This is a genomic window from Burkholderia sp. MSMB1589WGS (assembly GCF_001636105.1).
Lineage (GTDB): Bacteria > Pseudomonadota > Gammaproteobacteria > Burkholderiales > Burkholderiaceae > Burkholderia > Burkholderia humptydooensis.
In genome coordinates this window covers 1,119,529-1,144,885 of sequence record NZ_LNJT01000006.1, presented here as the reverse complement: position 1 = coordinate 1,144,885, position 25,357 = coordinate 1,119,529, and the positions used below count along the sequence as shown (strand labels likewise).

Annotated in this window: 22 protein-coding genes; 13 read left to right on the top strand and 9 right to left on the bottom strand. The window is 68.7% G+C overall.

The genetic code is table 11. The features are described from left to right. The first annotated feature begins 160 nt into the window (after positions 1–160). The 6 genes from WT16_RS07540 (at position 161) to WT16_RS07515 (ending at position 7,075) form a co-directional block, all read left to right on the top strand. Positions 161–1,789, top strand: coding sequence for an ABC transporter substrate-binding protein (locus tag WT16_RS07540; RefSeq protein WP_015602142.1), 1,629 nt, complete (start codon positions 161–163; stop codon positions 1,787–1,789). A 111-nt stretch (positions 1,790–1,900) separates the two neighbouring features. Further along, positions 1,901–2,911 carry an ABC transporter permease subunit gene (locus tag WT16_RS07535; RefSeq protein ID WP_006024197.1) on the top strand — a complete coding sequence of 337 codons (1,011 nt, stop codon included), beginning with the start codon at positions 1,901–1,903 and terminating at the stop codon, positions 2,909–2,911. Between the two features lie 98 nt (positions 2,912–3,009). Beyond that, positions 3,010–3,927 carry an ABC transporter permease subunit gene (locus WT16_RS07530; RefSeq protein ID WP_006024198.1) on the top strand — a complete coding sequence of 306 codons (918 nt, stop codon included), beginning with the start codon at positions 3,010–3,012 and terminating at the stop codon, positions 3,925–3,927. Position 3,928: 1 nt separating this feature from the next. After that, a complete protein-coding gene (locus WT16_RS07525; RefSeq protein WP_063532996.1) occupies positions 3,929–4,921 on the top strand; it encodes an ABC transporter ATP-binding protein in 993 nt (330 codons plus the stop codon). After that, the gene (locus tag WT16_RS07520; RefSeq protein ID WP_015601711.1) at positions 4,918–5,934 is read left to right on the top strand and encodes a peptide ABC transporter ATP-binding protein; all 1,017 of its coding nucleotides are present in this window, start codon (positions 4,918–4,920) and stop codon (positions 5,932–5,934) included. Before WT16_RS07525 ends, WT16_RS07520 begins: the two co-directional genes overlap by 4 nt. Next, entirely contained in the window at positions 5,927–7,075 is a 1,149-nt protein-coding gene (locus WT16_RS07515; RefSeq protein WP_063532995.1) for a TraB/GumN family protein, read from the top strand. Before WT16_RS07520 ends, WT16_RS07515 begins: the two co-directional genes overlap by 8 nt. 490 nt (positions 7,076–7,565) lie before the next feature. Here the strand turns inward: WT16_RS07515 and WT16_RS07510 are convergent, their stop codons facing one another. The 5 genes from WT16_RS07510 to pxpB form a co-directional block, all read right to left on the bottom strand. Then, positions 7,566–8,522 carry a DUF979 domain-containing protein gene (locus WT16_RS07510; protein ID WP_006024202.1) on the bottom strand — a complete coding sequence of 319 codons (957 nt, stop codon included), beginning with the start codon at positions 8,520–8,522 and terminating at the stop codon, positions 7,566–7,568. After that, entirely contained in the window at positions 8,519–9,262 is a 744-nt protein-coding gene (locus WT16_RS07505; protein ID WP_015600507.1) for a DUF969 domain-containing protein, read from the bottom strand. Before WT16_RS07505 ends, WT16_RS07510 begins: the two co-directional genes overlap by 4 nt. 497 nt (positions 9,263–9,759) lie before the next feature. Then, on the bottom strand, positions 9,760–10,524 hold the full coding sequence (pxpA, locus tag WT16_RS07495; RefSeq protein ID WP_009911042.1) for a 5-oxoprolinase subunit PxpA: 765 nt from the start codon (positions 10,522–10,524) through the stop codon (positions 9,760–9,762). Positions 10,525–10,580: 56 nt separating this feature from the next. Continuing rightward, positions 10,581–11,678, bottom strand: coding sequence for a biotin-dependent carboxyltransferase family protein (locus WT16_RS07490; protein ID WP_006024206.1), 1,098 nt, complete (start codon positions 11,676–11,678; stop codon positions 10,581–10,583). After that, on the bottom strand, positions 11,675–12,331 hold the full coding sequence (gene pxpB, locus WT16_RS07485; protein WP_059930584.1) for a 5-oxoprolinase subunit PxpB: 657 nt from the start codon (positions 12,329–12,331) through the stop codon (positions 11,675–11,677). Before pxpB ends, WT16_RS07490 begins: the two co-directional genes overlap by 4 nt. 149 nt (positions 12,332–12,480) lie before the next feature. On the opposite strand from pxpB, the gene WT16_RS07480 reads away from it, so the two are divergent. Then, entirely contained in the window at positions 12,481–12,993 is a 513-nt protein-coding gene (locus tag WT16_RS07480) for a winged helix DNA-binding protein (RefSeq protein WP_010113407.1), read from the top strand. Between the two features lie 80 nt (positions 12,994–13,073). Here the strand turns inward: WT16_RS07480 and WT16_RS07475 are convergent, their stop codons facing one another. Continuing rightward, on the bottom strand, positions 13,074–13,670 hold the full coding sequence (locus tag WT16_RS07475; protein ID WP_006024209.1) for a 5-formyltetrahydrofolate cyclo-ligase: 597 nt from the start codon (positions 13,668–13,670) through the stop codon (positions 13,074–13,076). Positions 13,671–13,691: 21 nt separating this feature from the next. Between WT16_RS07475 and WT16_RS07470 the strand changes: the two genes are divergently transcribed. The 5 genes from WT16_RS07470 to WT16_RS07450 all read left to right on the top strand — a co-directional run bounded on the left by WT16_RS07470 (position 13,692) and on the right by WT16_RS07450 (position 21,192). Further along, entirely contained in the window at positions 13,692–15,647 is a 1,956-nt protein-coding gene (locus WT16_RS07470; RefSeq protein WP_015602139.1) for a lytic transglycosylase domain-containing protein, read from the top strand. Positions 15,648–15,767: 120 nt separating this feature from the next. Then, positions 15,768–16,727 carry a complex I NDUFA9 subunit family protein gene (locus WT16_RS07465; protein ID WP_015601159.1) on the top strand — a complete coding sequence of 320 codons (960 nt, stop codon included), beginning with the start codon at positions 15,768–15,770 and terminating at the stop codon, positions 16,725–16,727. A 64-nt stretch (positions 16,728–16,791) separates the two neighbouring features. Next, positions 16,792–17,439, top strand: coding sequence for a glutathione S-transferase family protein (locus WT16_RS07460; RefSeq protein ID WP_059930579.1), 648 nt, complete (start codon positions 16,792–16,794; stop codon positions 17,437–17,439). After that, positions 17,436–18,677, top strand: coding sequence for a multifunctional CCA addition/repair protein (locus tag WT16_RS07455; RefSeq protein WP_006024213.1), 1,242 nt, complete (start codon positions 17,436–17,438; stop codon positions 18,675–18,677). The genes WT16_RS07460 and WT16_RS07455 overlap by 4 nt, the downstream gene beginning before the upstream one ends. A 634-nt stretch (positions 18,678–19,311) precedes the next feature. Next, on the top strand, positions 19,312–21,192 hold the full coding sequence (locus tag WT16_RS07450) for an ATP-binding protein (protein WP_063532994.1): 1,881 nt from the start codon (positions 19,312–19,314) through the stop codon (positions 21,190–21,192). Here WT16_RS07450 and WT16_RS07445 read toward each other — a convergent pair. Continuing rightward, positions 21,156–21,878, bottom strand: a complete 723-nt coding sequence (locus WT16_RS07445) for a response regulator transcription factor (RefSeq protein ID WP_063532993.1) — start codon at positions 21,876–21,878, stop codon at positions 21,156–21,158. The genes WT16_RS07450 and WT16_RS07445 overlap by 37 nt on opposite strands. Before the next feature lie 126 nt (positions 21,879–22,004). Between WT16_RS07445 and WT16_RS07440 the strand changes: the two genes are divergently transcribed. Beyond that, the gene (locus tag WT16_RS07440) at positions 22,005–23,915 is read left to right on the top strand and encodes a helix-turn-helix domain-containing protein (protein WP_231755903.1); all 1,911 of its coding nucleotides are present in this window, start codon (positions 22,005–22,007) and stop codon (positions 23,913–23,915) included. On the opposite strand, the gene WT16_RS07435 is transcribed toward WT16_RS07440, so the two are convergent. Together WT16_RS07435 and WT16_RS07430 are read right to left on the bottom strand one after the other, a co-directional pair. Beyond that, positions 23,896–24,609, bottom strand: coding sequence for a glycoside hydrolase domain-containing protein (locus WT16_RS07435; protein ID WP_063532992.1), 714 nt, complete (start codon positions 24,607–24,609; stop codon positions 23,896–23,898). The genes WT16_RS07440 and WT16_RS07435 overlap by 20 nt on opposite strands. Before the next feature lie 58 nt (positions 24,610–24,667). After that, positions 24,668–25,345 (bottom strand): glycoside hydrolase domain-containing protein, encoded by a 678-nt coding sequence (locus tag WT16_RS07430; protein ID WP_063532991.1) that lies wholly within the window; start codon positions 25,343–25,345, stop codon positions 24,668–24,670. Positions 25,346–25,357 lie beyond the last annotated feature (12 nt).

Genomic DNA, 25,357 nt, shown 5'->3' with positions numbered 1-25,357 from the left:
GCGCGCGTTTTGCGCCGCAAAGCCGCGCATCTCCTTGCAATTGACGATTGCGAGCATATGACGAACGGTTTTTTCTCCAGCTTGTTCCTCTTACGAAAGCTCAAGTAATATCCGCCTACGCCGGCCTGGGCCGGCCTTGAACCGGAGACCTGGAGGAAACATGGAACATAACCGTCTGTTGCGCGCACTGCGTGTTACCGCCATCGCGGGCGTTGCAGCGGCATCTTGCGGCATCGCGGGCTCTGCATTCGCACAGATCCCGAACAAAACGCTCGTCTACTGCTCAGAAGGCAGCCCGGCGGGCTTCGATTCCGCGCAATTCACGACGGGCGTCGATTTCACCGCGTCGACGTTCCCGATCTACAACCGCCTCGTCGAGTTCGAGCGCGGCGGCACGAAGGTTGAGCCCGGCCTCGCCGAGAAGTGGGACATCTCGCCCGACGGCAAGGTCTACACGTTCCATCTGCGCCACGGCGTCAAATTCCACACGACCGATTTCTTCAAGCCGACGCGCGAATTCGACGCGGACGACGTCACGTTCACGTTCGAGCGGATGCTCGATCCGAACCAGCCGTTCCGCAAGGCGTATCCGGTGTCGTTCCCGTACTTCACCGACATGGGCCTCGACAAGCTGATCGTGAAGATCGAGAAGGTCGATCCGTATACGGTCCGCTTCACGCTGAAGGAGCCGAACGCGCCGTTCATCCAGAACCTCGCGATGGAATTCGCGTCGGTGCTGTCCGCCGAATACGCGGACCAGTTGATGAAGGCGGGCAAGGCGGCCGACATCAATCAGAAGCCGATCGGCACGGGCCCGTTCATCTTCCGCAGCTACACGAAGGACGCGACGATCCGCTTCGACGGCAATCCCGATTATTGGAAGAAGGGCGCGGTGAAGATCTCGAAGCTGATCTTCTCGATCACGCCCGATCCGGGCGTGCGCGTGCAGAAGATCAAGCGCAACGAGTGCCAGGTGATGAGCTATCCGCGGCCCGCCGACATCGCGACGCTGAAGGCCGATTCGAACGTCGACATGCCGTCGCTGCCGGGCTTCAACCTCGGCTACCTCGCGTACAACGTGCAGCACAAGCCGGTCGACAAGCTCGAAGTGCGCCAGGCGCTCGACATGGCGATCAACAAGAAGGCGATTCTCGAATCCGTCTATCAGGGCGCGGGCCAGGCGGCGAGCGCGCCGATGCCGCCGACCCAATGGTCGTACGACAAGAACCTGAAGGCCGCCGCCTACGATCCGGCGAAGGCGAAGGCGCTGCTCGCGAAGGCGGGCTACCCGAACGGCTTCCCGATCACGCTGTGGGCGATGCCCGTGCAGCGCCCGTACAACCCGAACGCGAAGCTGATGGCCGAGATGATCCAGGCCGACTGGGCGAAGATCGGCGTGCAGGCGAAGATCGTCACGTACGAGTGGGGCGAGTACATCAAGCGCGCACATGCGGGCGAGCACGATACGATGCTGATCGGCTGGAACGGCGACAACGGCGACCCCGACAACTGGCTCGGCACGCTGCTCGGCTGCGAGGCGGTCAAGGGCAACAACTTCTCCGAGTGGTGCTACAAGCCGTTCGACGAGCTGATCCAGAAGGGGCGCGTGACGACGTCGCAGGACGGCCGCACGAAGATTTACATGCAGGCGCAGCAGATCTTCGCGCAGCAACTGCCGTTTTCGTCGATCGCGAACTCGACCGTCTATCAGCCCGTGCGCAAGAACGTCGTCGACATGCGGATCGAGCCGCTCGGCTATGCGCGCTTCGACGGCGTCAGCGTGAAATAAGCGCGTTGGTGCGCCGTTAGCCCGACTGCACGATAATCACCCGGCGACGGGGGGCCACGAGCTCCTCGTCGCCGGTCGCACATTTCCCACAAGAAAATATCGAGAAGCGTCATGTTCCGATTCGTCTTGCGCCGCGTGGGCATGGTGATCCCGACCTTCATCGGCATCACGGTGCTCGCGTTCGCGCTGATCCACCTGATACCGGGCGACCCCATCGAAGTGATGATGGGCGAGCGCGGCGTCGATCCGGCGATGCATGCGGAAGCCTTGCATCGCCTCGGGCTCGACGAGCCGCTTCCCATGCAGTACCTGCACTACGTCGGCCGCGCGCTGCGCGGCGACCTGGGCATGTCGATCATCACCAACACGAGCGTGATGGGCGAGTTCCTCGCGCGCTTTCCGGCGACGGTCGAGCTGTCGATCTGCGCGCTCGCGTTCGCGCTCGCGCTCGGGCTGCCGGCCGGCGTGTTCGCCGCGCTCCGGCGCGGCACGATCGTCGATCACGGCGTGATGGGCACGGCGCTCACCGGCTATTCGATGCCGATCTTCTGGTGGGGGCTCATCCTCATCATGGTGTTCTCGGCGACGCTCGGCTGGACGCCCGTGTCGGGCCGCATCGCCGTTGAATACGAGATTCCTCATGCGACGGGCTTCATGCTGATCGACACGCTGCTCTCCGGCGAGGAGGGCGCGTTCGCGTCGGCGGTGAGCCACCTGATCCTGCCCGCGATCGTGCTCGGCACGATTCCGCTCGCGGTGATCGCGCGGATGACGCGCTCGTCGATGCTCGAAGTGCTGCGCGAGGACTACATCCGCACCGCGCGCGCGAAGGGGCTGTCGCCCGCGCGCGTCGTCGTCGTGCATGCGCTGCGCAACGCGCTGATTCCGGTCGTCACGGTGATCGGCCTGCAGGTCGGCACGCTGCTCGCGGGCGCCGTGCTCACCGAGACGCTGTTCTCGTGGCCGGGCGTCGGCAAATGGCTGATCGACGCGATCGGCCGCCGCGACTATCCGGTCGTGCAAGGCGGCATCCTGATGATCGCGACGCTCGTGATCGTCGTGAACCTGGTCGTCGATCTGCTGTACGGCGTGCTGAATCCGCGCATTCGCCATACGAGGTAATCGAACATGCATCCCCATACTCATATCCATTCGCTGCGCCGGCGCCCGAGCGCCGCCGCGGCATTCGACCGCGCGCGCGCGGCCACGCGGGAGGCCCGATGAGCGACCTGCAAAACGCGATGCCGTCGCAGGCGGCGCCCGCAAGCGGCCGCGTGCTCGCGCTGCGCGAATTCTGGGCGAATTTCTCCCGCAACCGCGGCGCGGTCGGCGCCGGCATCGTCGTGCTCGCGCTGGTCGCAGTCGCGCTGCTCGCGCCGGTGCTCGCGCCGCACAGCCCGATCGAGCAGTACCGCGACCACGTGAAGATTCCGCCCGCGTGGCTCGCGGGCGGCAACTGGCAATTCGTGCTCGGCACCGACGAAGCGGGCCGCGACATCCTCTCGCGGCTGATGTACGGCGCGCGGATGTCGTTCTGGATCGGCTTCGTCTCGGTCGTGCTCGCGCTGATTCCGGGCGTCGTGCTCGGGCTCGTCGCCGCGTTCTTCCAGAAGTGGGCCGACACGCCCGTGATGCGCGTGATGGACGTGCTGCTCGCGCTGCCGTCGCTGCTGCTCGCGGTCGCGGTCGTCGCGATCATCGGCCCGGGCCTGACCAACACGATGTTCGCGATCGCGATCGTCGCGCTGCCCGCGTACGTGCGCCTCACGCGCGCGTCGGCGCTCGGCGAGCTGCAGAAGGAGTACGTGACGGCGTCGCGCGTCGCGGGCGCGGGCACGCCGCGCCTGATGTTCTCGCAGGTGCTGCCGAACTGCACGGCGCCCCTCATCGTGCAGGCGACGCTCGGCTTTTCGTCGGCGATCCTCGATGCGGCCGCGCTCGGCTTCCTCGGCCTCGGCGTGCAGCCGCCGACGGCCGAGTGGGGCGCGATGCTCGCGTCGGCGCGCGACTACATCGACAACGCATGGTGGATCGTCACGATGCCGGGCCTGTCGATCCTGATCTCGGTGCTCGCGATCAACCTGCTCGGCGACGGGCTGCGCGACGCGCTCGATCCCAAACTCAAGCGGATGGCCTGACATGAGCGATTTATTGACCATCCGCAATCTCGCGGTGAACTTCAACGGGCTGCCCGCGGTCGACAGGATCAACCTGTCGGTCGCGCGCGGCGAAGTGGTCGGCGTGGTGGGCGAATCCGGCTCGGGCAAGAGCGTGACGATGATGGCGCTGATGGGCTTGATCGACGCGCCCGGCATCGTCACCGCCGACGAAGTCACGTTCGACGGCGTCGATCTCTTGAAGGCGAGCCCGAAGGCGCGCCGCAGGATCATCGGCAAGGACGTCGCGATGGTGTTCCAGGACGCGCTGACGAGCCTGAACCCGAGCTACACGGTCGGCTATCAGATCAAGGAGGTGCTGAGGCTGCACGAGGGCCTGCGCGGCGACGCGCTGAGAAAGCGCACGCTCGAACTGCTCGACCAGGTCGGGATTCCCGATGCGAAGAACCGCATCGACACCTTCCCGCACCAGATGTCGGGCGGCATGAACCAGCGCGTGATGATCGCGATGGCGGTCGCGTGCAATCCGAAGCTCCTGATCGCCGACGAGCCGACGACCGCGCTCGACGTGACGATCCAGGCGCAGATCATGGATCTGCTCGTCACGCTGCAGAAGGAGCGCGGGATGGCGCTCGTGCTGATCTCGCACGATCTCGCGGTCGTGTCGGAAGTCGCGCAGCGCGTCGCGGTGATGTACGCGGGCGAGATCATCGAGACGAACCGCGTGCCGGAGATCTTCGCGCATCCGCATCATCCGTACACCGAAGCGTTGCTCGCGGCGATTCCGGAGCACAATGCGGGCGCGAAGCGCCTCGCCGCGCTGCCCGGGATGGTGCCGGGCCGCGACGACAGGCCGAGCGGGTGCCTGTTCGCGCCGCGCTGCAAGTACGTCGTCGACGACTGCATGAAGGCGCGGCCCGCGCTTGCCGAGCTCGCGCCGGGCACCGGCGTGCGCGCGCGCTGCATCAAGCCGCTCAATCTGCAAGCGATGCACACCGAAGGAGGCGCGCGATGAACGCAGTCCACGAAACGCGCGAAGCCGCCGCGCGAGACGACGTCGTGCTCGTCGCGGACCATCTCGCGAAGCACTACACGGTGCGGCGCGGGATGTTCGGCCACGGCACCGTGAAGGCGCTGAACGGCGTGTCGTTTTCGCTCGTGCGCGGCAAGACGCTCGCCGTCGTCGGCGAGTCCGGCTGCGGCAAGTCGACGCTCGCGCGGCAGCTCACGATGATCGAGCAGCCGAGCGCGGGGCACTTGTCGATCGACGGCCGCGACGTCGCGGGCGCCAGCAAGGAAACGATCGCCGCGCTGCGCCGCCGCGTGCAGATGGTGTTCCAGAATCCGTTCGCGTCGCTCAATCCGCGCAAGACGGTCGAGCAGACGCTCGCCGAGCCGCTTGCGATCAACACGCGGCTCACGGCCGCCGAGCGCGCGCAGCGGATCGCGCAGATCATGCGCACGGTGGGCCTGCGGCCCGAGCATGCGAAGCGCTACCCGCACATGTTCTCGGGCGGGCAGCGCCAGCGTGTCGCGATCGCGCGCGCGATGATCCTCGAGCCGCGGATCGTCGTCGCCGACGAGCCGGTGTCCGCGCTCGACGTGTCGATCCAGGCGCAGATCCTGAATCTCTTCATGGATCTGCAGGAGCAGTTCAGGACGAGCTACGTGTTCATCTCGCACAACCTCGCGGTCGTCGAGCACATCGCCGACGACGTGATGGTGATGTACTTCGGCAGCGTCGCGGAGCTCGGCGACAAGAAGACGATCTACGCGCGGCCGCGGCACCCGTACACGCGCGCGCTGATGTCGGCGACGCCCGCGATCTTCGAGGCGGATCGCAAGATCCAGATCAAGCTGCAGGGCGAGCTGCCGTCGCCGCTCAATCCGCCGTCCGGCTGCGCGTTCCATCAGCGCTGCCCGTACGCGGTCGAGCGGTGCCGCGCCGAGGAGCCGAAGCTGCGCGACGTCGATGGCCGGCTCGTTGCCTGCCATCGCGCCGAGGAGGTGGGGGAGGCGAATGCCTGAGGCAGTGGCGGCGCGCGAAGCCGCGCGCCGCTCGCGTAACAGCGTGCGGCGCGTGGCGACGCACGCCGCACGGACGCCCCGGCGCTGGCGCGCGCGCTCGCTCGCGAGCGCCGTGCTCGCCGGCGCGTGCGCGACGGGCGGGCTCGCCTGGCCGCCCGTCGGCGCGCTGGCGGCGGGCAGCGTCGCGACCGCGCCGCTGCCGCAGGCGCCGATTCCCGCGCCGAGCATGTCGCTGCCGGGCTTCCACGCGCCGCCGCCGTCGACGTCGAACGGCACCGTCGCGAGCGGCGCGGTGCGCACGCAGCCCGCGCGGATGCCGTTCTACGTCGCGACGAAAAACAAGGTCACGATTTACGTGCTCGGCACGCTGCACGTCGGCGACCCCGCCGACTATCCGGCGAGCCAGCCGTTTCGCCGGCCGATCCTCGCGGCGCTCGCCGCGTCGCCGACACTCGCGCTCGAGCTGTCGCCGGACGATCTGCTCGAATCGCAGGACGACGTGTCGAAGTACGGCGTATGCAACTACGCGTGCCTGCCGCGCCTGTTGCCGCCGCCCCTCTGGCAGAAGCTCGCGAGCCGGCTGCGCGGCAATCCGGCCGCGCTCGCCGGCATCCGCAACATGCGGCCGTGGCTCGCGTCGCTCGTCGTCGAAACGTACGATTCGCTGTCGGCCGGCTTGCAGACCGAATACGGCACCGAGGCGCAACTGCAGAACGTGTTCCTGCGCAAGAAGGGCGGCAGGGTGGTCGGGCTCGAGACGCTCGCCGAGCAGATGCGCGCGTTCACGGGGCTCACGCTCGCGCAGCAGCGCGAGATGCTCGCGCAGGACATGGTGCAGACGCCCGCGCAGAACGCGGCCGACGTGCGCGCGCTGCATCGCCTCTGGCGCATCGGCGACGCGGACGCGATCGCCGCCTGGGCGAGCGCGAAGACGGAGCGGCTCGCGCGCGCGCAGTCGATCGCCGATTCGATCGACAACAAGATCGTCTACGAGCGCAACCGCCGCTTCGTTGCGCGGATGACGGCGATCGCCGCGCCGAACCGGCCGCTGTTCGTCGCAATCGGCGCGCTGCACCTGGGCGGCCCGAAGGGCGTGCTCGAATTGCTGCGGCAGCAGGGCTATCGCGTCGACGCCGGGTAATCGGGAACCCGAACGAACGGGCGGGCGAATAGGGATGGAGATGGGGATAGGGATAAACCCACATTTTGGCCGCGGCGCACGGGCAAACCCTGTTCCGACGATTGACACTCCAAGGCGCTAAACCTATGCTCTTTTCACCAAGCCGTAAAAAAGAAAATGCGCTACGGGGAACAATAAAAACAGCGCGGGGGTAGCGTTGCCGGCATGCTTTCGGCGTGCCGGCAACGGTTGTCTGCATGCACGACGGGGCCAGTCACGACAACAAGCCACCATGCAGGCACGTACGCCTATTCGATGGGCGTTCCGCCGTCCGGCCGGGGGAAGCAGATGCGGGCGGCGGCGGACGCATTTTTCATCCTGAGCGACGGATTCGGTCGCGACGATGCGGGGCCGCTGGCCGGCCTGCCGCGCGGATCGGCCGGCCGATCGAAGCAGAAGCGCCCGAGGGCGCTTTTTTCATGTGCGCCGTGCGGCCGCGCGCCGCGCCCGCTCACCGAAACATCAGAACATTCAGCAGAACGATGTTCGTCGCGAGCAGCGCGAGCGCGGTCGGGATCTGCGCCTTGATCACGCCGTTCTTGTCGGGCAGCTCGAGCAGCGCGGCGGGCACCATGTTGAAGTTCGCGGCCATTGGCGTCATCAGCGTGCCGCAGTAGCCGGAGAACATCCCGATCGCGACCATCACGGCCGGATCGCCATGGAACACGTTGACGAGGATCGGCACGCCGACGCCGCCCGTCATCACCGGGAACGCGGCGAAGCCGTTGCCCATCACCATCGTGAAGAGCGCCATCCCGATGCAGTACACGGCGACCGCGACGAGCCGGTAATCGAGGTTCACATACGCGGTCGTCACGTGCGCGACCGCCTTGCCGACGCCCGCGTCGGAGAACACGAGCCCGAGCATGCCGAGCATCTGCGGCAGCACGGCCGCCCACGACAGCGCGTCGATCAGCCGCCGCGCCTCCTGCAGCGACTGGCCGACCGAATCGCGCGTGATCCGGCATGCGAAGCCGAGCGCGATCACGCAGCCGATGCCGAAGCCGATCAGCGTGACGTTCTTCGGATCGACGAGCGGCGCGCCGCCGACGTGCAGATGGCTTGCCGCGAGCGTGATCGCGACCGTCACGAACGGAATCGTGAGCGCGGGCATGAAGAGCCGGTTGCCGATGCGCGCGGCGCTCGCGCGGCGCGCATCGTCGGACGGCAGCTTCGGCTTGGCCGCCGTCACGCCGCCGAAGCCCGCGATCAGCGCCATCACGATCACGAGCGCGCCGACGAGCTCGACGGGCAGCTTGTCGCCGATGAGGAAGACGAGCGCGTACAGCAGCCAGAAGCCGCCCGCGGTGAAGCGGCGCGGGTGCGCGCGGTCCGTGACGATCGTCGCGCCGACCGCGAGCAGCACGAGGCCGACGAGCCAGAACAGATAATCGATCGTGAGCGTCATGCGCGGCCTCCGTTGTCGGCGGCGGGGTTCGCGGCGAGGTGCGACGCGGCGCCCGCGCGCAGCTCGCGTTCGAGCCGGCGGTCGAGCAGCCACAGCCGCAGGCCGTGGATCAGGAACGCGGACGCGGCGGTCGGGATGCCCCAGAGCGCGACGTGCATCGGTTCCACCGCGATGCCCGCTTCCTTCAGGAACGTCACCATCAGCACGATCGCGCCGAACGCGACGAAGATGTCTTCGCCGAAGAAGAGGCCGACGTTGTCGGTCGCGGCCGCGTACGCGCGCAGCCGGTGGCGGATCGCGTCGGGCAGCGGACCGAAACGGTTCTCGGTCGCGCCTTCGGCCATCGGCGCGATCAGCGGCCGCACCATCTGCGGATGACCGCCCAGGCCCGTCAGGCCGACGGCCGCCGTCAGCTCGCGCACGAGCAGATAGAGGATGAGGAGGCGCCCCGCAGTGGCCGCCCTGATGCTCGCGATCCACGCCTGCGCGCGCTCGCGCAGCCCGTGCCGCTCGAGGAGGCCGATCACGGCGAGCGGCAGCAGGATGATGAGCGGGATGTTGCGGGTCTTGAGGAAGCCCGCGCCGATCGCGGCGAGAATCCGCTCGGGCGGAAAGTGCGCGCTCGCTGCCGTCACGATCGCCGCGGTCGCGACGATCAGCATCGGATTGAAGCGCAGCGCGAAGCCGACGACGATCACGGCGACGCCGATCAGCGGCCATAGACTTACGGTGCCTTGCATGAACATTCTCCTGACATGGGTTGACGCGCGCCGTCTTCGGGCGGCGCGCGGCGGCTTGCGATCGGCGCGCGGCCGTCGCGCCGATGGGCCTTCGCGGCTCTCATGGCCGCTCGGGACTGCGGAGTGGACGCGCGCTCGTCGTGCGCGTCCGCCCGATCCTGGCGACGGCGAAGGCTGTCGCGCGGACATGGGTGCGCGCCGGCCTTCGCCGTGTCGGCGAATCGTTCGTGCGGCGGGCGCGGCCCGCCGCCTGCAAGGTGTCGTGTGCGCCCGGCGCGCGGGCGGTGTTCATGCTTCGTGACCTTCTCGGTCTTCGCTGCGCGCAGCCGGACGGCAGGCGTGCGGTCGACGGGATGCGCGATGCGCACGCGCCTTGACGATCGCCTTCGCGGCTTCGGCGCGGGCAGGCCGCTCGCGCAGGGCCGGGTCGCTGGGAAAAAGCGCCGCCGGCCGCGCGTGCGAATCAGACGAATCCGGGACGCATCCCGCGCGAAGCGTTACGCGCGCTCTCCCGCGTGCAGCGCGCCGGGCGCGTGCACGTCGATGCCGGCCGCTTCGAGCGCGTGGCGGATTCGTCTCGCGAAGGCGAGCGCGTGCGGGCCGTCGCCGTGCAGGCAGACCGTCTGCGCGTTGAGCGGCACCCATTCGCCCGTGACCGCGCGCACGCGCTGACCGCGGACCATCTCGAGCGTGCGCGCGAGCATCTCGTTCTCGTCGTCGACGAGCGCGCCCGGCTGGCTGCGCGGCACGAGCGAGCCGTCCGCGCGATAGCCGCGATCGGCGAACACTTCCTCGACGGCGACGAGCCCCGCGTGCCGCGCGGCATCGACGAACCCGCTTTTCGCAAGGCCGAACACCGCGAGCGACGGATCGAAATCGTGGATCGCCGACACGACCGCGTCGGCGATCTCGGGCTCGCGCGCGGCCTGGTTGTACAGCGCGCCGTGCGGCTTCACGTGCGCGATGCGCCCGCCTTCCGCCTGAGCGATCGCAGATAGCGCGCCCAATTGATACAGCACGCCCGCGTAGATCTCGCTCGCGGGCAGATCCATTTCCCTGCGGCCGAAATTCTCCGGATCGTGAAAGCTCGGATGCGCGCCGATCGACACGCCTTTTTCGACCGCCCAGCGCACGCAGTCGCGCATCGCCGTGGCGCCGCCCGCGTGCCAGCCGCACGCGATGTTCGCCGATGTGACGAAGTCGAGAAGCGCCTCGTCGGAGCCGCAGCCTTCGCCGAGGTCGGCGTTCAAATCGATTTCCATGACGTTTCTATCCAAAGCGTTCGCGGCCGGCCGCGCGGCGGCACCCGGCCCCGGAATCATGCGGCCACTGCCCGCGCGGCGCGCGCACGCTGCAGCGCTTCCTCACGCATCTCGATCGCGATGTCGATCTGCCGCAGGTACGCGCGCTCGGCGGCGAGCGCGTCGCGCGCGGCCGCCGCCGTCACGCGGACGAAGCGGACCGGCAGGTTCAGGCGCGCCTGCGCGAGCTTCCAGAGGTCCGCGCGGATCACGGCGCCGATCCGCGGATAGCCGCCCGTCGTCTGCGCGTCGTTCATCAGCACGATCGGCTGGCCGTTGCCCGGCACCTGGATCGTGCCCGGCAGCACCGCGTGCGACAGCAGGTCGCCCGTCTCGGTGCGCTCGAGCTTCGCGCCCGCGAGCCGGTAGCCCATCCGGTTGCTGTTCGGCGTGACGATCCATTCCTCGTCCCAGAACGCCTGCTGCGCCGCCGGCGCGAAGCTCGCGTATTGCGGGCCGGGCAGCACGCGCACGGGCATCGCCCATGCGGCGTGCGCGTGCTTGGCGTGCTTGGCGTGCTTGTGGCGGCGCGGCTCCTTGTCGACGCGCGCGAACGCGCACCACGCGGGCGCCTTCACGCCGAACTCGGGCGCGTCGGGCGCGACGCACGCGGGCGCGGCGGCGGGCGGCGCGCCGACGGGCAGCCGGTCGCCGTCGCGCAGCACGCGGCCGCCGAGGCCGCCGAAGCGCGACGCGAGATCGGTGCTGCGCGAGCCGAGCATCGGCAGCACGTCGATGCCGCCCGCGACGCACAGATAGCCGCGCATCCCGCGCTTCGCGACGGGCAGCGCGAGCGTCTGGCCGGCCGCGACGGGCACGCTCCACCACGAGTAGATCGGCACGCCGTCGAGCGTCGCGCCGAACTCGGTGCCGGTGATCGCGATGCGCGCCGCGCGCGGAAAGCGGAACGACGCGGGGCCGAGCGTGATTTCGATCGCGGCGGCGTCCGGCCGGTTGCCGACGAGGCGATTGCCCACTTCGAGCGCGAGCGAGTCGAGCGCGCCGCTTTGCGCGACGCCCAGATGGCGATAGCCGCGGCGGCCGAGATCCTGGACTGTCGACAGCGGCCCGGCGCGCAGCACTTCGATGCCGCTCGTTGCTTGGCGTGAAGTCATCCGGTATGCACCCCCGCGACGGTGAAGCGCACGCGGTCGCCCGGCTGCAGCAGCGTGGGCGGCGTGCGCGCGGGATCGAAGAGCGCGAGCGGCGTGCGGCCGATCAGTTGCCAGCCGCCCGGCGCGGCGGCCGGATAGATGCCCGTCTGCTCGCCGCCGATGCCGACCGAGCCGGCGGGCACCTCGAGCCGGGGCACGGCGCGCCGCGGCGTGTGCAGCGAGCCGTCGAGGCCGCCCATGTACGTGAAGCCCGGCTGAAAGCCGAGGAAGAACACGACGTAGGCGCCCGCCGAATGGCGGCGCACGACCTCGTCGCGCGCGAGCCCCGTGTGCTTCGCGACCGCGTCGAGATCGGGGCCGAATGCGCCGCCGTACTCGACGGGGATCTCGATCTCGCGGCCGTTTTCGGCGACGCCGTCGGCGTCGCGCCACGCGGCCTTCATCAGCGGCGCGAGCGTGTCGGCCGTCGTTTCGAGCGGGTCGAACACGATCGTCAGGTTGTTCATGCCGGGCACGACGTCTACGACGTGCGGCCAGCCCGCCGCCGCGCTCGCGACCGCCCACACGCGGCGCTGGCATTCGAGCGTCGCGGGCGGGGGCGCCTCGCAGACGAGGGCGGTGTCGCCAAGCGGATAGATGCGTGGAGTGGTCATCGGTGGCAAGCAAACGGCGTTGAGCCGGGTGAAGAATACATTATCAATAAAATGTCGATAACTTATCGTCAAAAAATTTTGCCGGACGTCGCGCGGACGACTTTGGCGTACACTTTCGCGCACCTCCGACTCGCCTTCGCCGATCCGCCATGCAGCGCCATCCGACCAAGATCGTATCGTCCGAACATCTCGTTTCCGAGACAAGCGCGGAGCTCTCCGAGCTTGAATATGCGCTCATCATGGCGGGAAATGCGTTCAATCGCTGGATGGTCCGGTGCATGGCAGCGGCCGGCGCGAAGGACATGACGGCGGTCGAGGTGTCGCTGCTGCACCACGTGAGCCACCGGGACCGCAAGAAGAAGCTGGCCGACATTTGCTTCGTGCTCAACATCGAGGACACGCACGTCGCGACGTATGCACTCAAGAAGCTGGTAGCTAGAGGGTACGTAAAAAGCGAAAAGACAGGCAAGGAAGTGTTCTTCGACGCGACCGACGCGGGCCGCGCGCTCTGCCTCAAGTACCGCGACGTGCGCGAGCGCTGCCTGATCGAGACCCTGAAGGACAGCGGGCTCACGAACGAGCAGATCGGCGACGCCGCGCAACTGCTTCGCCACGCGTCGGGGCTGTACGACACCGCGGCGCGCGCGGCCGCGTCGCTGTAGCTTCCGGGCGGCGCTGCGGCGGGGCGGGCAGTGCCGCGCCGAGCGCCGGCCGCCGCGCCCCGCGTGCCGGCCGGCGCGCGTCAGTCGCCGGACCGATGGAGCCGCGTCTCGGTGACGATCCAGTCGAGCGGCAGATCGTGCGCTTCGCGCGGCAATTCGCGCACGCCGCACGCGTCGTAAGCGACGCCGACCGTCACGGGCCGCGCCGTGCCCGGCCACGCGGCGAGCGTGCGGTCGTAATAGCCGCCGCCATAGCCGAGCCGGAAGCAGCCGTGATCGAAGCCGACGCACGGAATCAGCAGCAGGTCCGGCACGAGCCGCGCGCCCGCCGCGGGCTCGGCGATCCGGTGGCGGCCCTCGCGCATCGGCGCATCGGGCGTCCACGCGTGGAATTCGAGCGGCGTGCGAGGCGCTCCGATCACGGGCAGCGCGGCCTGCCGGCTCGCGTCGCCCGCGAGCCACGACGCGATCATCTCGCGCGCGTCGAACTCGCCCGCGAGCGGCCAGTAGAAGCCGACCGTGCGCGGCGCGGCTTGCGCGAGAATCGCGAGCACGCGCTGCGCGAGCGCGTCGTGCGCGAGCGGCGAGCGATGCGCGTCGAGGCGGCGCTGCGCAAGCGTTTCGCGCAGCGTTTGCTTCGGGTTCGGCGCTTGGGCGCGTGCTATGCTTTCGCTCACTAGAGTGCTCCGTATACAACGATGTCAACCAGACTTTTTCGAGTATATCGCGCGTTCGCGGCGCCCCTCGTCGCGGCCGTGCTGGCCGCGGGGACGGCCGCCTGCGCCGCGCAGACCGCCGACGAAGTGGCGTCGAACGACGATCGGGTGTTCGTCCAGTTGCGCGAGGCCGCGCGCAGGAACGATCCGGTGCGCGCCGCGCAGCTCGCCGCGCTGATCCCGAATTATCCGGCGCCGTCGTATCTCGATTACTTCCAGATCAAGCCGCAACTGTTCGACTCGGCGGGCCACGCGCGCCTCGACGCGCCCGACGCGCCGGTGCTGTCGTTCCTGTCGCGCTACGACGGCCAGGCGATCGCCGACCGGATGCGCAACGATTACCTGCTCGTGCTCGGCGCGCGCCACGACTGGCGCACCTTCGACGAGCAGTACAAGCGCTTCGTGCTCGACGACGACACGCAGGTCAAGTGCTATGCGCTCGAATCGCGCGCGGCGCACGGCGAGAACGTCGCGGACATGGCGCGCGAGCTGCTCGTCGAGCCGAAGTACTACGGCGATGCGTGCGTCGACCTCATCACCGCGCTCGCGGCGAACAAGCAGTTCTCGAGCGACGACGTGTGGGCGCAGGTGCGCCTCGCGTACGAGCAGAACTACACGACGCTCGGCGGCAAGATCGCCGACGCGCTCGGCCCGCGCCCGGTCGGCTTCGATCAGGTGACGAGCGCGCCGCCGCTCTTCCTCGCGCGCGGCATCGGCTCCGATGCGGTGTCGCGGCAGCTCGCGCTCGTCGCGATCACGCGGATGGCGCGCAACGACCCGGAAGCGGCGGCGGGGCAGCTCGCGTCGCTCGCGTCGACGCTGACGGCGGACGAGCAGGCGATCGGCTGGGGCGAGATCGGCTATCAGGCGACGGTCAAGCGGCTGCCGCAGGCCGCGTCGTGGTATCGGAAGTCGATGGGCGCGCCGCTGTCGGATCCGGCGTACGAATGGCGCGTGCGCGCGGCGCTCCTCGCCGGCGACTGGCCGATGGTGCGCCGCTCGATCGAGCAGATGCCCGAGCGGCTGCGCGACGACACCGCGTGGATCTACTGGCGCGGCCGCGCGCTGAAGGAGGGTGGCGACACGCTGAAGGCGAACCAGGAATTCGAGCGGATCGCCGGGCAGTTCAACTTCTACGGGCAGCTCGCGGGCGAGGAGCTCGGCCAGAAGACGACGATCCCGCCGCGCGCGAAGGTGACGGACGCCGAGATCGACGCGATCAGCAAGGTGCCGGGCTTCGCGCTCGCGCAGCGCTTCTACGCGCTCGATCTGCGGCTCGAAGGCAACCGCGAATGGAACTGGCCGCTGCGCGGGATGACCGATCGGCAACTGCTCGCCGCGGCCGAGTACGGCAAGCGTGTCGACCTGCTCGACCGCACCGTCAACACCGCCGATCGCACGACGGCCGAGCACGATTTCTCGCTGCGCTATCCGTCGCCGTATCGCGACATCGTCGAGCGCTACGCGCGGACCAACGGGCTCGACATCGAATGGGCGTACGGGCTGATCCGCCAGGAATCGCGCTTCATCACGAACGCGCGCTCGTCGGTGGGCGCGGGCGGCCTGATGCAACTGATGCCGGCGACGGCGCAGCTCGTCGCGAGGAAGCTCGGCCTCGGCACGGTCACGCGCGCGCAGATGCACGACATCGACACGAACGTGCAGCTCGGCACCTGGTACCTGTCCGACATCTACCAGAAGTTCGACAACTCGGCCGTGCTCGCGACGGCCGGCTACAACGCCGGGCCCGGCCGGCCGGCCCAGTGGCGACAGGGGCTCGCGCGCCCCGTCGAGGGCGCGATCTTCGCGGAGACGATCCCGTTCAACGAGACGCGCGAATACGTGAAGAACGTGCTGTCGAACGAGACGTACTACGCGGCGCTCTTCGAGAAGAAGCCGCAATCGCTGAAGGCTCGCCTCGGCTTCATCGCGCCGTAACGCGCGTCGCGCAACGGCCCGGAACATCGCACAGGCGTTTTCCGGGCGCCGCCGGCCGACGCTTCGTGTGAGATTCGCCACCGCGCATCGCGCGGCGGCGCGCTTGGGTGAGGCACGATCATGCAAGGCCAGACCATCGCCGTGCTCGGCGGCACGGGCTTCATCGGCAGCCGCCTCGTCAACGCGCTCGTCGAGGCGGGCGCGCGCGTCCGGATCGGCTCGCGCCGCCGCGAACATGCGCGGCATCTCGCGATGCTGCCCGTCGACATCGTCGAGCTGTCCGCGTTCGACGTGCGCGAGCTCGCCCGCTTCGTCGCGGGCGCGAACGCGGCCGTCAACCTCGTCGGCGTGCTGCACGGCGGGCACGGCAAGCCTTACGGCGAACGCTTCGAGCGGCTGCACGTCGCGCTGCCCGCGGCGCTCGCCGCCGCGTGCATCGAAGCGCGCGTGCCGCGCATGCTTCACGTGAGCGCGCTCGGCGCCGATCCGCGCGCGCCGAGCATGTACCTGCGCTCGAAGGGCGACGGCGAGGCAGCGCTGCGCGCGCAGGCCGCGGCGGGCGTGCTCGACGTCACGGTGTTCCGGCCGTCGATCGTGTTCGGTCCGGGCGACGCGTTCGTCAATACGTTCGCGCGGCTGCAGCGAATCTTTCCGGTGCTGCCGCTCGCGATGCCCGACGCGCTGATGCAGCCGATCTACGTCGGCGACGTGGCGCAGGCGATCGCGAACGCCTGCGCGCGCGACGCGACGCGCGGCCGGACCTACGAGCTCGGCGGGCCGCGCACGTACCGGCTCGAGGAGATCGTCCGCTATGCGGGCAGGCTCGCCGGCCGCCCCGCGCGGATCGTCCGGCTGCCCGACGCGCTCGCGCGGCTGCAGGCGTGCGTGTTCGAGATGCTGCCGGGCGAGCCGCTCATCACGCGCGACAATCTCGCTTCGCTGTCGGTGCCGAGCGTGATGACGGGGCCGATCGCGCCCGAGCTCGGCATCACGCCCGCGAGCCTCGAAAGCATCGCGCCGACCTACATCGGCGACGCGGCGCCGCGCTCGCGCTTTCCCGGCCGGCGCACGCGCCGGTAAGCGGACGGAACGACCGCGGCCGCCGCGGGCGGACCGGACGATCGACAACTACAGGATGAATCCCATGAAACTCGTGATCGGTGACAAGAACTATTCGTCGTGGTCGATGCGCCCGTGGGTGCTGATGAAGCACTTCGGAATCCCGTTCGACGAAGTGATGATCGGGCTGCGGCTCGACGACACGACCGAGCGCATCCGCGCGCACTCGCCGTCGGGCAAGGTGCCGTGCCTCGTCGACGACGACGGCGGCGCGGTCTGGGATTCGCTCGCGATCGTCGAGACGCTCGCCGAGCGCTTCCCGCAGCATGCGCTGTGGCCGAGCGATCCGGCCGCGCGCGCGCACGCGCGCAGCGTGTCCGCCGAGATGCACGCGGGCTTTACCGCGCTGCGCGCCGAGATGCCGCTCAACGTGCGCGAGTCCCACCCCGGGCGCGGCGCGACGCCCGCCGCGCTCGCCGACGTCGCGCGCATCGACGAGCTGTGGCGCACGTGCCTCGCCGCGTCGGGCGGCCCGTTCCTGTTCGGCGCGTTCTCGATCGCCGATGCGATGTACGCGCCCGTCGTGCTGCGCCTGAAGACCTACGCGCCGCCGCTGTCGCCCGAGGCGAGCGCGTATGCGGCGCGCGTCGCCGAGCTGCCGGCCGTGCGCGAATGGATCGAGGGCGCGCGCGGCGAGACCCGCGTGATCGACCTCTACGGGCCGTCGCGATGAGGATCTACGCGGTGGGCGGCGCGATCCGCGACGAACTGCTCGGCTTGCCGGTGCGTGATCGCGACTACGTCGTCGTCGGCGCGACGCCCGAGCAGATGGCCGCGCAAGGCTTCAAGCCGGTCGGCAAGGATTTTCCGGTGTTCCTGCATCCGGACACGCATGAGGAATACGCGCTCGCGCGCACCGAGCGCAAGACGGCGGCCGGCTATCACGGCTTCCAGTTCCATTACGCGCCCGACGTCACGCTCGAGCAGGATCTCGTGCGGCGCGACCTGACGATCAACGCGATGGCGCGCGAAGTGAGCCCGGACGGCGCGCTCGTCGGGCCGGTCGTCGATCCGTTCGGCGGGCAGGCGGATCTGCGTGCGAAGCTGTTCCGGCACGTCGGCGGCGCGTTCGTCGAGGATCCGGTGCGCATCCTGCGCGTCGCGCGCTTCGCGGCGCGCTTCGCCGAGTTCTCGGTTGCACCGGACACGGCCGCGCTGATGCGCAAGATGGTCGATGCGGGCGAGGCTGACGCGCTCGTGCCCGAGCGCGTGTGGCAGGAGCTCGCGCGCGGGCTGATGGAAGCGAAACCGTCGCGGATGTTCGCGGTGCTGCGCGAATGCGGCGCGCTGGCGCGGATCCTGCCCGAGATCGACGCGCTCTTCGGCGTGCCGCAGCGCGCCGACTATCACCCGGAGGTCGACACGGGCGTGCACGTGATGATGGTGATCGATCACGCGGCGAAGCAGGGCTATTCGCTGCCGGTGCGCTTCGCGGCGCTCACGCACGATCTCGGCAAGGCGACGACGCCCGCCGACGTGCTGCCGCGCCACATCGGCCACGAGGGCCGCAGCGTCGATCTGTTGAAGCCGCTGTGCGAGCGGCTGCGGGTGCCGAACGAGTGCCGCGATCTGGCGCTCGTCGTCGCGCGCGAGCACGGCAACCTGCATCGCGTGATGGAGATGGGCGCGGCCGCGCTGGTGCGCCTGTTCGAGCGCGCCGATGCGCTGCGCAAGCCGGCGCGCTTCGCCGAGGCGCTGCAGGCGAGCGAGGCCGACGCGCGCGGCCGGCTCGGCCTCGATGCGACGCCCTATCCGCAGGCCGAGCGGTTGCGGCAGGCGCTCGTCGCCGCGCGCTCGGTCGACGCGGGCGCGATCGCGCAGGGGCTCGCGGGCGAGCCCGCGAAGATCAAGGATGCGGTGCACCGCGCGCGCGTGCGCGCGGTCGCGCAGGCGATCGGCATAGCGGACTGAGGCCGGCGGCGCCGACATGGTGGGGTTGGGCAGCCGAGCCCGGCGATCGGCCGCTCTTCGATGGTAGTGCCCCCGCGAATGCGGCTCGTCCTATCGAATCGCCGCGTCTGTCGCGGCGAGGGGGCCGTCTGACTGCGCAATCGCTCCGCGCTTCGCCATGCCCGCTCACCGCGCTGCGGCGCGCACATTGCGACATCGTCTCGCCACCCGGCGATGAACCGATTCGCATCGTATGGCGCCGAAACGCGCCCGGTCCCGGTTTCGATTTTGGTCTCCGGCGTCGGCTCCGCGTCGCGCGGCATGCTGGACGGCCGGTTCATCTCGCGGCCCCTCGTTTTCCCGAATGCCGGTTCGCTGCGATGGCGTCATTGTCCGCCGGCTTTCCGATCCTGACAGTCGACGTCATCCCCGACCTTCGATCCGCTGCTCCGGCCTTTCCCATATCGCGTTTCCGCCTCGCATTCCGCGGCGCAACCGCGCGCCGGCTTGTATCGTCGTTGCCGGCTCGCCGCCGCCCGTTCCGCTAATCTTCGATCTCGAAAACGAATACTGCTGTCGATTTTTTCTGTTCCTAAAATTCAGACTGGCCGGCCCGACCCGCTTATCCGCCGGGAAATGCTCAACCAGAACAACTATGACTGCCGACATGCTGCGGGGCGTAATTCCACACGGCTTGCGCTTTGCCGTCGTCCTGGGGGCGGCATGCCTGCTGCTGCGCTTTCTGCCGAGCGCAATCAACGCCGCATGCGTTGTGGCAGGACTCTCCGTGATACTGCGATGGCGGTGCGCGGCCGCATCGCCGCTGCTTTGCCCGCTGTCGATCACGATGGGTTTCGCGCTTGCCGTGGGTTTGCAGCAGGTCTGGCGCACCGAGCGCATGCGCCGTCAGGAATTCGCCCGTATGCGCCGCGACGCGCGCCTGTGCGAGGAGCTGCGGCGTGCGAAGGAGGCCGCCGAAGCCGCGGACCGGGCCAAGACGAGCCTGCTGGCGATGGTCAGCCACGAAGTCCGCATACCGATGAACGGCGTGCTCGGCGTGCTGCAATTGCTCGAAGGTTCTCGGCTGGATGCGATACAGCGTCGCCAGGTCTCGATTGCGCGGGATTGCGCCGAGCATCTGGTCGGCCTGCTCGACGGCGTGGCCGATTACGTGCGCGGCGGCGCGGCGCTCGACGCGCCGGCTCCGATCGACTTCGATCCTCGGCACCTGATTGAAGGCGTTGTCGAATTGATGCGCACGCATGCGTCGGCCCGCCAGACGGCCATCGATGTCTTCGTCGACCATCGCGTGCCGCCGGCGCTGCACGCAGACGCCGGACGGCTGCGTCAGGTGCTGATGAATCTGTTGAGCAATGCGGTGAAGTTCACCGAACGGGGCCGCGTCGGCGTGTCGTTGACGATGCGGGGCCGCGTCGCGGGCGCGTGGCAACTGGAGATCGCCGTCGAGGATACGGGGATAGGTATCCCGGAACACATGCTGACGCGGATTTTCGACGAGTTCGTTCAAGCCGACGAGTCGATCGGGCGACGCTTCGGCGGCGCGGGCCTCGGGCTCGCCGTATGCCGGCGCATCGTCGAGACGCTGGGCGGCACGATCGCCGTGGCCAGCGAATACGGCGTCGGCAGCCGGTTCCGGGTCGTCGTGCCGGTGGCCGCGGCGGTTGCTGCGCGGCCGCCGGCCATATCGGCGTTGCCTTCATCGCGACGCTTGAAGCTCCTCGTCGTCGACGACGACCCGGTCAACCTGATCGTGATTGGCGGCCTTCTGACCCAGGCGGGCCACGACGCGACGCCGGTGAGCAGCGCGGACGCGGCCGTCGCGGAGATCGCCCGCGGGCGCTTCGACGCCGTATTCGTGGACCTGCACATGCCGCTCGTGGACGGCATCGAGACGGCGCGCCGCATACGCGTGCAGAACGCGCGCAGCCAGGGGCGGCCGGAGATGCCGATCGTCGTGCTGACCGCGGATCTGCTTCGTGCGCGGCATGCCGACGTGGCGGACGCGTTCATGTCGATCCTCGTGAAGCCGGTTCGGCGAGACGCGCTGTGCCGGGTGCTCGAACTCGTCGCCGGCGCTGCCGAGCCCGCCCGGCCTTCGGACGGAATCGGTTCGACGGACATGGCCGTGGATCTCGCGTGCCTGAGCGAGCATGCGGAGGCGCTCGGCGTCGCCGCGGTCGGCTGGCTCGTGCATCAGTTCCGGTTCGCGGGACGGCGCTTGCTGCGCGAGCTCGGCGAAGCGATCACGGAGCAAAACCTGCACCGGGTCAACGAGCTTTCACACCGGCTCGCGAGCTCGGCCGCCGCGCTGGGACTGCTGCGGCTCGGGGCGCTCGCCGAGCGCCTGAAGCAGGCGGCCGCTCGTCATCCGCCGTCGGACCTGTCCGCGCTCCTGGTCGCGCTCGACATCGAGTTCGAACACGCTTTCGATGCATTACGCGACATCGCGCGGGAGGCGCGGGGCGCGCGGCGCAATCGTCAACTGCATCGGTTCACCGCGGCGTCGAGCCGATAGCCGACTCCGACTACCGTGCCGATCGGGCAGCGGAGCCCGCCCGCGTCGCCGGACATCTTGCGGCGCAGCCGCGCGATCAACGTGTCCACCGTGCGCGCGTCCGCGGCGCGCTCGCGCTTGCTGACCACTTCGAGCAAGTACTCGCGCGTGAGCGTCGTGCCGCGAACCATCACGAGCGCCGCCAGCAGATCGAACTCGCGCGGGGTCAGCGGCAGCACGGCGCCGCCCACGAGCGCCAGCTCCCGGCGCCGCAGGTCGATCAGCCAGCGGTCGAACGTGAGCACCGTGTCGACAGGCGCGAGCTCGTGATACAGCCGTTGCCGGCGCAACAGGGCGCGCACGCGCGCGAGCAGCTCGCGCAGCCGGAACGGCTTGGTGATGTAGTCGTCGCCGGCGGTTTCCAGGCCGAGGACGCGATCGAGGTCGCCGTCCCGTTGCGTGACGAAGATGATGCCGGCCGTGCTGTGCTCGCGCAGTTCGCGGGCAAGCGAGATGCCGTCGCCGTCGGGAAGATTGATGTCGAGCAGCAGCACGTCGGCGGGCGCGGCGCGCAGCGCGTCGCGCGCTTGCGCGACGTTGCCGCTCGTGCGCAGATCGAAGCCGGCGCTGCACAGGTAGCGCGCCAGCATCGTGCGGGTGATGGGATCGTCCTCGACGACGAGAATGCGTCCCGGTGCTGTTTCCATGGCGTCTCCTTCCGGATAACCAATTGGCGCGATTGATTCGAATATGGCAACGGTTCCGCGCCGGTTCCGCCGTCGATCCCGGCCGGCAAATTGTCAGTCGCCATGTTAAGCGGAGCATGCAATCGAATGCTCGAAGCCGTGCCGCCGTCGCGCGATCGTTCGCCGTCGCGGCCCCGTCGTCACGCGATGCCGCGCTTCCGTGTGAACAACGGTCGACAACGGTGGGCCGGCGACGTTCGATGCCGCGCGAGCCTCGCATACTGGGCGCACGCCAGCGACGGCTCGCCGTCGCGGCATGCCGGTTCATTCGGGCCTTCCCGGCGTATCCCGTTTCCGGACTCGACGCCACGTATGCGGGATCGCGCGTCCATGTCGGGAGATCGTCGAAAGACCGCATCGGAACCCCGATGCCGGAGTGATCGAATTCGTGAATGCACGAGCGAGGCCTTCGACGTGGAAGCGATATTGCGAAACGTTTATCGACCGTATCGGCGATTGCCGGATTTGCTCGAATTGTTGATGCGCGCGTTCGCTCGACATCTGGACCTGGGCGGCGCGTCATTGCGATTGCGCGACGTCGGCGTGCTGCGGTTGCATCGCAGCGGCGAGCGGTTCGATCTCGTCTGGCTTGACGGGAAGGGCGCCGGCGCCCACGCCGACGACGACATCCGCGCGGTCGCGCATTCGGCGCGGTTTCCGGTGACCTATGCGGGAGAGCCGCTCGGCATGCTGACGTTGAGCGCGACGGAGGGCGCCGCGCGGTCGGACGCCTTCGCCGCGCACGGCGCGGCTTTTGCGCATCGCTGCGCGCTCCTGTTCCAGCGCTACGGCGTGCAACGCTGGGCCCGGCAGCGGCTGAGCCGAAGCTTGTTGCTCGTGGGCATGTCCGAGCCGTTGCATCGCATTGAGATATTCGTCGAAAAGGCGTCGTACAGCCTGTTGCCCGTGTTGCTCACCGGCGAGTTCGGCACCGAGAAGGCGCCGTTGGCGGCGGCGCTGCATTGCTGCGGGCCGAGACGTGACGGGCCGTTCATCGAAGTCAACTGCGCCGATCCGGCGGACGATCCGGCGCAATGGTTCAGGCAGGCGGCGGGCGGCACGTTGTTCTTCAACGGCATCGACGAGCTCGCTCCCCGGCTTCAGAATCAGGTGCGGCAGTATCTGCATTCGCGGCTCGGGCAATGGCTGGTGGTGCCGGGCGAGTGCGAGGTGCGCGTGATCGCGTCGACGACGTCCGATTTGCGACGATGCGTGGAGGAAGGGCGATTCTCGCAAGCGCTGCTGGCCGAGCTGGACTTCTTGTCGGCGACGGTGCCGACGCTTCGCCAGCGCGAAAACGACATCGCGCCCCTCGTCGCCGCGGCGCTCGAGCATCATGGCTACGTCGCCGAGCGCAAGTGCAGCGACGCACTGCTCGAGATATGCGAGCGCTACGCGTGGCCGGAAAACGTCTATGAGCTCGAGCGCGTGATCGCGCGCCTGGCGGTCATGACGGGCGATGCCCCCATTGGCCGCGACGACGTCGCGCTTCATGTGCCGTGGATGATTGATCGGCCGCACGGCGAGCGCGTCGGCGCGGCGCACGGCCACGATCGGGACGACGGGACGTCACGGCCCGCGATCGAGACGAATGCCGCCGCGTTGCAATCTTCGGTGCTGCCGGCCCACTGGGCGCGATGCGCAATGACGCGCAACGCCGCGGAGCTGGCGCGATTGCATAAGGCGCTGCGCAAGGCGCTGCTTTATCTCGGCGAGCATTACGCCAATCCGATTTCGATGGAGCAGTTGGCGCAGCACGCGCACGTGAGCCCGTCGCATTTGAGCTATCTGTTCCGTCACACGCTGAATGTCGCGTTCAAGCCGTTGCTTCAGCACATTCGCATCGAGAAGGCGAAGGAAATGCTGATGCGCCACGACTGTCCGCGTGTGACCGAGGTTGCGCTGAGCGTCGGCTTCGGCGACTTGAGCCACTTCGAAAAAAGCTTCCGGCGCATCGTGGGATCGAGCCCGCGCGAGTTCAGGGGCTCGGCGGCGTGACGGGCCGCTGCCATCGCGATATGGACGGCGCGGACGGGTCCTTCAGGTTCGACGCGCTCAGATCCACCTGCAACGCTCCGGGCATCAGCACGCAGTTTTGCAGGTGTTGCCACGCCATCGCGTGCACATAGCCGCAACCGGCGGGCGTGACGGCGGGGAATGCGCCGAGGGGGCCCAGGTAGGGCTGCGGGTTCGTCGTCGGCACGTTCCAGGCCCAGATGCGCAGTTCCGGCGGCGGATTCAGACCGGCCATCAGCGACGCGATCGAATCGGCCAGATCGTGCGAGCAATAGACGCCGGGCTGATAGCCGTTCTTGACGACCTCGGCCGCCCATGCGCCGAGATAGGCCTGGGAATCGGCGTCGAGGGGGCTGCCGTCCTCCCAGTCGATGTACAGGTAGCCGTCGCGCGGAAAGCCTTCGGCGCGCGCCAGGTGAGCGGCTTGCGAGCCGTCGGCGGTGCCTTGCGCATCGGTCAGCGTGTTCGATCCGGCCTGTTGGCCGACGTAAATCGGCAGCAGCCCCCAGCCTTGCTCGATCAACGCCTGACGATTGCCCATCCAACTGTCGTCGGGATGGTTCGGCGCAGGCGCGAGATAGTAGCCGCACCAACTGAGATTGGTGTTGGATTTGAGCCAGTCGAGCTGCAGTTGGCCGGGGAAGATGTCGGTGTCGAAGCCTGCGTAGAAGGGCATGGCGTTGCTCCTTTCAGATGGCCCGCGGCGGCGGGCCATTCCAACGGCTATGAGGATGTCAGGGGGCGGACGGGTCCTTCAGCGTTGACGAACTCAGGCCCACCTGCAACGTCCACAGCATCAGCACGCTGTCTTTCTCGTATTGGTATGCGATGGCGTCCGCGTAGTCGCAATTGGCGGGGTTGTCGGTCTCAAATTGACCGATGGACCCTGAGTACGGATGTAGCTCCTCGGTTGTTTCCTTCGTGGCCCAGATACGCAACTCGGGCGGCGGGTCCAGATCGGCCGTCCACGTCGCTATCTTGGCGGCAAGCTTGCCCGAGCAACAGACGCCGGGGCGATATTGATATTTGCCCTTCATGACATTGTCCGCCCATGCGAGGAGATAGGCTTTTGCCTTTTCGTCGGCAAGGCTGCTGCTTCTCCAGTCGATGAATACGTAGGCGCCCTTTCGAAATTTTTCGTTGTCCATCAGCTCGGCGGCATCTGAGCCGTCGTCTTTGCCTTGCTTCTCGTCGATTTTCGCTGGGTCGGCTTGCTGGCTCCTGTAGAGGGGCAGCAAGCCCCAACCCTGTTTGGTCAGCGCTTCGCGCTTGCCTTTCCACTCGCTGTCAGGACGCCCGGGCGGGGGCGTCAGATGGTAGCCGCACCAGGAGAGGTTGGTTTTCTCCTTCAGCCATTTGAGCTGGTCCAGACCAGGAAAGTCCTCAATGTCGAATCCTGCATAGAAGGTCATGCTGGCGCTCCT